Here is a 6297-nt window from a genome sequence, read left to right on the forward strand (position 1 = left end):
GGCTCGCTTGGTCGGGCCCCCCGGGGGGGTAGGTGGGGCCCCCCCCAGCGCGCCGGGTGAGTGCGGCAAAATCTCACCACAGCCCCCCGGGGGGCCCCCCCCCCCCCCGGCGCCCCCCCCGCCGATCGCGTTCCTCATCCCTTGACGAACCTGAAGTAGAACGCCCCGAACACCAACACGATGCCGACGTTCACCGCCAGCCTCTCCCACAGCTGGTGCCGGAAGAACAGCACGTCCACGCCGACGATCACGGCCACCATCGCGAGCACGTAGAGCACGACCACTGCCTGTCTTCCCATTCTCCCTTTGTACTCCCGCCTCCCGGCATTGACAGCCGGCCTCGCTCGGATCGATGCTAAGCAAGCGCTTAGTCACTCCCGTCCCTGTCAGAGGAGCCGCCCGATGACCGAGAACTCCGCCGATCCGCCCGGCCTCGACCTCCCGAAACTCCGCGCCCAGCTGGAGCGGGAGCTGCCCGGGGCCGTCCAGGGGCCGTTGCGGGCGGAGCTCATCGAGGGTGGCCGCTCGAACCTCACGTACGTCCTCACGGACGGCGCCTCCCGCTGGGTCCTGCGCCGACCGCCGCTCGGGCACGTCCTCGCCACCGCCCACGACATGGGCCGCGAGTACCGCGTCATGACCGCGCTGCGCGACACCGGGGTACCCGTCCCGCACACCCTCCTGCTCGACCCCACCCCGGACACCCTGGGCGCGCCCTGGTACCTCATGGAGTTCGTCACCGGCACCGCCCATCGCGACGTCGCCCCCCTCGCAGCCCTGGGCGCCGAGCGGGTGCACGCCCTCGGCCGCCGGCTCGTCGAAACGCTCGCGGCCCTCCACCGCATCGACCCCGCCGCCGTGGGCCTCGCCGGCTTCGGCCACCCGGACGGCTACCTGGAGCGCCAGCTGCGCCGCTGGTCCAAGCAGCTCGCCGCCTCCCGCAGCCGCGACCTGCCCGAGGTCGACCGCCTGCACGCCCTTCTCGCCGAACGCCTGCCGACGTCACCCGCCCCCGCGCTCGTCCACGGCGACTACCGCCTCGACAACGTCCTCGTCGACGACCGCGACACCATCACGGCCGTCCTCGACTGGGAGATGTCCACCCTCGGCGACCCGCTCACCGACATCGGCCTCCTCGTGATGTACACCGAACTCGCAGGCGTCGGCGGCGGCATCATCCCCTCCGCCGCCACGGCCCCCGGCTTCCCCAAGTCGGACGAAATCGTCGGCTGGTACGCCGAACTGACCGGCCGTCACGCCAAGGATCTTGACTGGTACGTGGCCTTCGCGTCCTTCAAACTCGCCGTCGTCGCCGAGGGCATCCACTTCCGCTTCCAGCAGGGCCGCACCGTCGGCGCCGGCTTCGACCGCGCGGGCGAGATGGCCCCGATCCTGGCCCGGCACGGCCTGAGCACCCTCAAGGAGAACTGACCGATGGACTTCGCCTACGACGCCCGGACGAACGAACTCCGGGACCAGCTCCTCGCCTTCATGGACGAGCACGTCTACCCCGCCGAGCCGGTCTTCGCCGCCCAGCTCGCCGACCCGGCCCGCACCCCCTGGACCGCGCCGCCGATCGTCGCCGAGCTGAAGACCGAGGCCCGCAAACAGGGCCTGTGGAACCTCTTCATCCCGGGCCCGCACGGCGCCGGCCTGACCAACCTCCAGTACGCGCCGCTCGCCGAAATCACCGGCCGCAGCCCCAAGTTGGCCCCGATCGCGCTCAACTGCGCCGCCCCCGACACCGGCAACATGGAACTGCTCGCCGACTTCGGCACCCCCGAGCAGCACGAGCGCTGGCTGCGCCCCCTCCTGGACGGCGAGATCCGCTCCGGCTTCGCGATGACCGAGCCCGAGGTCGCGTCCTCGGACGCCACGAACATCGAGACCCGGATCGAGCGGGACGGTGACGAGTACGTGGTCAACGGCCGCAAGTTCTACATCACCGGCGCGATGAACCCGGACTGCAAGATCTTCGTCGTCATGGGCAAGACCGACCCCACCGCCGAGCGGCACCGCCAGCAGAGCATGATCCTCGTCCCGCGCGACACCCCGGGCGTCACCGCCAAGCGCGGCATGACGGTCTTCGGCTACGACGACAACGACCACGGCGGCCACGCGGAGCTGGTGTTCGAGAACGTCCGGGTGCCGGTCGGCAACCTGATCGGCGAGGAGGGCTCCGGCTTCGCCATCGCCCAGGCCCGGCTCGGCCCCGGCCGCATCCACCACTGCATGCGCGCGGTCGGCATCGCCGAACGGGCGCTGGAACTGATGTGCCGCCGGGTGAACGCCCGCGTCGCCTTCGGCCGTCCGCTCGCGGAGCAGGGCGTCGTGCAGGACTGGGTGGCCGAATCCCGCATCCGCATCGAGCAGTTGCGCCTGCTCGGCCTCAAGACCGCCTGGCTGATGGACACCGTCGGCAACAAGGGCGCGCACACCGAGATCCAGGCGATCAAGATCGCCGCCCCGCTCACCGTCGAGTGGATCCTCGACAAGGCCGTCCAGGCGCACGGCGGCGCGGGCCTCGGCCAGGACACCCCGCTCGCCGAACTGTGGGCCGGCATGCGCAGCCTGCGCCTGGCGGACGGCCCGGACGAGGCGCACAAGCGCTCGCTCGCCCGCCGCGAGCTGCGCCGCCACGCGTAACCACGGAACGGCCCGGGGGAGTGGGAAGTCGGACCGGCCGACTTCCCACTGCTCCCACTCCTCCAGGTATCCGAACTGTGAATTGCTGACAAGGCGGAAGCCTCACCAGGCAAGCCAAAGTCCACCCCTCGAATCGCGCTCAAACCCACTGGGATGGCAGCAGCACCGCCCGGGGCGCAATCTGGAAGGGACAGTCGTGCCGCTCCGGAGGAGGGCCGCATGTCCGGACACCGCCGGTTCGCCCTGCACCTGGTCGCGGTGCTCACCTGTCTCATCGCGGCCGCAGGGTTCCTCCCGGAGCAGGGCGCGCAGATCCACGAGACCCCGGTCCCGACGGCGAACAGCCAGCCCGAGGACATCACGACGATCTTCGGTTACGCGTACTTCACCGAGACGGCAACTGCCAAGATCGGGAAGGCCTACGCGGGCGGTGGCATCCAGGAGTTCGCGACCCCCACGCCGAACAGCCGGCCGTCCGGCATCGCCGCCGCCCCCGACAACAGCGGCGTCTGGTTCACCGAGGCCCGGGTCAACAAGATCGGCCGGATGACGGTCGACGGCGCCTTCGCCGAGTACCCGATCAACAACATCTACGCCGACCCGATCGGGATCACCGCCGGCCCGGACGGGAACTACTGGTTCACCGAGTTCGGCGGCAACAACATCGGTCGGATCACCCCGGCCGGGCAGATCACCGAGTTCCCCGTGCCCGGCGTCGGCCCGGCGACCGGCAACCCGGAGCTGATCACCACCGGCCCGGACGGGAACCTCTGGTTCACCCTGTACAACGGCGACGCCATCGGCCGGATCACCCCGAGCGGCGTCGTCACCACCTTCCCCGCCCCGACCCCGGACAGTCACCCGCAGGGAATCGTGGCCGGCAGTGACGGCGCGCTCTGGTTCACCGAGCACACCGGTAACAAGATCGGTCGGATCACGCCGACCGGCACCATCACCGAGTCCGACATCCCGACGCCGAACAGCACGCCGGACGGCATCGCGCTCGGCCTCAACGGCAGCGCCCTGTGGTTCTGCGAGGTCCAGGGCAACAAGATCGGGAAGATCACCTTCGGTGCGCCCGCCATTGTCGAAACCCCGCTCCCGACCCCGAACAGCGTCCCGGTCCGGATCACCCTGGGACCGGACGGCTCCCCGTGGTTCACCCAGTTCAACGGGAACAAGATCGCCTCGATCAGCGAGTGAGCGTCATACCTGGGTATGGCCGGGTGAGTTGGCTCCCTGGTATGACGGCCGCGACCCGGCCTCGCCCGTACTGTCCGTCGTACCGGATCAAGGACGACGAGGGGACGACGGCGATGAGCAGGCGGGGACGGGCGATGGCGGCGGCAGTGCTGGCGGCGACGGTGATGGCGACGCTCGGGGCGGCGCCCGGCGCGGTGGCGGCCCCGGCGGCGCCGGTGGCGGGTGCGAGCGCCCAGGCGACGGCGATGGCGACGGCCGCGCTGCCGCGCCCCACCGGCCCGTACCCGATCGGCACCACCACCGTGCACCTGACCGACGACAAGCGCGTCGACCCGTGGAAGCCCGACCGGCACCGCGAGCTGATGATCAGCATCTGGTACCCGGCCGCCCGTCCCGTCACCGGCGCCGACCGCGCCGCCTACATGACCCCCGACGCGGCGGCGCACTTCGGCAGCGCCGGGAGCGTCGCGCAGGGGGACCTCCACTTCGAGCCCGGCCGCACCGACTGGGCGGGCGTGCGCACCCACGCCCGGGCCGACGCGCCCGCGATGCCCGGCCGTGCGAGGCCGGTGGTGCTGTACTCGGCGGGCCTGGGGGACCCGCGCACCTGGGGTACCGCGCTGGTGGAGGACCTGGCCTCGCGCGGCTACATCGTGGTGACCGTCGACCACACCTGGGAGGCCTCCGAAGTCTCGCTCCCGAACGGCGAGTTGGCCACCTCGGTGTTCCCGGAGCTGGCCAAGCAGCCCGGCCTGGACATGGGCGCACTGCTGCGCAAGATGATCGCCACCCGGGTCGACGACACCAGGTTCGTCCTCGACGAGCTGGCGCAGCTGAAGTACTCCCGCACGCTGCCGCCCGGCGTCGGCGCCGCGCTCGACCTCGACCGGATCGGCATGGTCGGCCACTCCGGCGGCGGCTCCACCGCCCTCCAGGCCATGCACGACGACCCCCGGATCGCCGCCGCCGTCAACATGGACGGGCAGCTGCACTTCCCCGGCCCGGACGGCCGCACCGGCGTGTTCCTGACCGACGTCGCCGAGAAGGGCCTGGACCGCCCGTTCCTGCTGATGGGCACCCGCAACGACGACTCCGGCAGCTACCACGTGCAGCCCGGCTGGGACGCCCTGTGGCAGCACAGCACCGGCTGGCACGCCGACGTCACCCTGGAGGGCTCCCGGCACGGGTCGTACACCGACGCCGAATCCCTGCTCCCGCAGCTCGCCCGGCAGGGCGCGATCACCCCCGACCAGCTGTGCAACGACACCGGGGACATCGCCCCCGACCGGGCGGTGCTCGCCACCCGCACCTACGTCGCCAGCTTCTTCGACCGCTGGCTGCGCGGGCACGACGACCACCTGCTGGACGGGCCCTCGGCGCGCTTCCCGGAGATGGTGTACGAGCGCTGACGAGAACTACTGCCAGGCGTACGTTCCTTCGTACTGGCAGCCGTGGTGCCCGGGCGGCTTGTGAAGGCCAGGCGGGGGTCGCCCGGGACAATGGATTTCCCCTGCGTCGCCGTGATGGCGTACAGTTGGCTTCACCGACGCGGGGTGGAGCAGCTCGGTAGCTCGCTGGGCTCATAACCCAGAGGTCGCAGGTTCAAATCCTGTCCCCGCTACCACGAAGGCCGGGCCGGCGCACACAGTGCGCCGGCCCGGCCTTTTTCGTCGGCCCGGTCGTCCCGGTCGGCCGGCGGCCTCAGCCCGCCGGCGTCTCGCGGACGATCCAGAACCGGGACTCGCGGTAGACCTGGGTGTTGGGGTCGCCGGGCGCGACGCGGACGGGAGCGTACGGGCACAGCAGCCGGCCGCCGAGCCGCTGCTCCTCCGCCTCCAGCCAGCGCGACTGCCAGAGCATCGCGGCCGCCATGCCGGCCAGGAACATGCCGACCGGCACCCCGGTCACGGAGCTGAGCGTGAGCCCGATCCCCAGGACCAGTAGCAGCGGCACGGTGAGCGTGCGGGAGAACAGGTCGAAGGTCCGGTCCGGCACGACCCGCTCCGCGCTCGACGGCGGCGGGGACAGCTGCGCCAGCCGCGTCTCGTACCAGGGGCGGCGGACCTTCAGCAGCGCGCCGAACGTCGCGGCGAACAGGAGCACGCCGGTTCCCGCGCTGCCCGCCAGGCCCAGGGGGTGCGATCCCGACGTGAACGCCGTCGCGCAGCTCACCAGGCTCACGGGGAGCAGCAGCGCCCCCTGGATCCGTACCGCCGCGACGACGCCCACCAGGCGCAGGCCAGAGTTCATGAAGCATCCCCCAAGTCGATCAAGATCCGGGGAATCCTAGCCGGTGGCGGACGTGCGGGCTCAGGAGGGGCGCGCGCCGCGACGGGTGAGGCCGGGCGGGGGGGGGGGGGGGGGGGGGGGGGGGGGGGGGGGGGGGGGGGGGGGGCGCGGGCCGGGGCCCCCCCCCCCCCCCCCCCGGCCCCGGCGGGCCGCGGCCGC

6 protein-coding genes and 1 tRNA gene are annotated in these 6297 nt (G+C 72.0%); 5 read left to right on the forward strand and 2 right to left on the reverse strand.

Translation table 11 applies throughout. The features are described 5' to 3' along the window. Nucleotides 1-134: 134 nt before the first annotated feature. Nucleotides 135-299, reverse strand: a complete 165-nt coding sequence (locus ACPC54_RS31415; RefSeq protein ID WP_498969682.1) for a hypothetical protein — start codon at nt 297-299, stop codon at nt 135-137. A 103-nt stretch (nt 300-402) separates the two neighbouring features. On the opposite strand from ACPC54_RS31415, the gene ACPC54_RS31420 reads away from it, so the two are divergent. The 5 genes from ACPC54_RS31420 to ACPC54_RS31440 all read left to right on the forward strand — a co-directional run bounded on the left by ACPC54_RS31420 (nt 403) and on the right by ACPC54_RS31440 (nt 5473). Then, nucleotides 403-1431, forward strand: coding sequence for a phosphotransferase family protein (locus tag ACPC54_RS31420; protein WP_498969683.1), 1029 nt, complete (start codon nt 403-405; stop codon nt 1429-1431). Nucleotides 1432-1434: 3 nt separating this feature from the next. Then, complete coding sequence (locus ACPC54_RS31425; protein ID WP_498969685.1) at nt 1435-2646, forward strand: acyl-CoA dehydrogenase family protein; 1212 nt, start codon at nt 1435-1437, stop codon at nt 2644-2646. A 219-nt stretch (nt 2647-2865) separates the two neighbouring features. After that, nucleotides 2866-3849: a Vgb family protein gene (locus tag ACPC54_RS31430; protein WP_498969687.1), complete on the forward strand. Its 984-nt coding sequence runs from the start codon at nt 2866-2868 to the stop codon at nt 3847-3849. A gap of 113 nt (nt 3850-3962) precedes the next feature. After that, nucleotides 3963-5258, forward strand: coding sequence for an alpha/beta hydrolase family protein (locus ACPC54_RS31435; RefSeq protein WP_498969689.1), 1296 nt, complete (start codon nt 3963-3965; stop codon nt 5256-5258). A 138-nt stretch (nt 5259-5396) separates the two neighbouring features. Continuing rightward, a tRNA-Met gene (locus tag ACPC54_RS31440) sits at nt 5397-5473 on the forward strand. 77 nt (nt 5474-5550) lie between these two features. Here ACPC54_RS31440 and ACPC54_RS31445 read toward each other — a convergent pair. Further along, nucleotides 5551-6099: a hypothetical protein gene (locus ACPC54_RS31445; protein ID WP_498969690.1), complete on the reverse strand. Its 549-nt coding sequence runs from the start codon at nt 6097-6099 to the stop codon at nt 5551-5553. Between the last annotated feature and the right edge of the window lie 198 nt (nt 6100-6297).

The organism is Kitasatospora sp. NPDC094028 (assembly GCF_049543595.1).
Taxonomy (GTDB): Bacteria; Actinomycetota; Actinomycetes; order Streptomycetales; family Streptomycetaceae; genus Kitasatospora.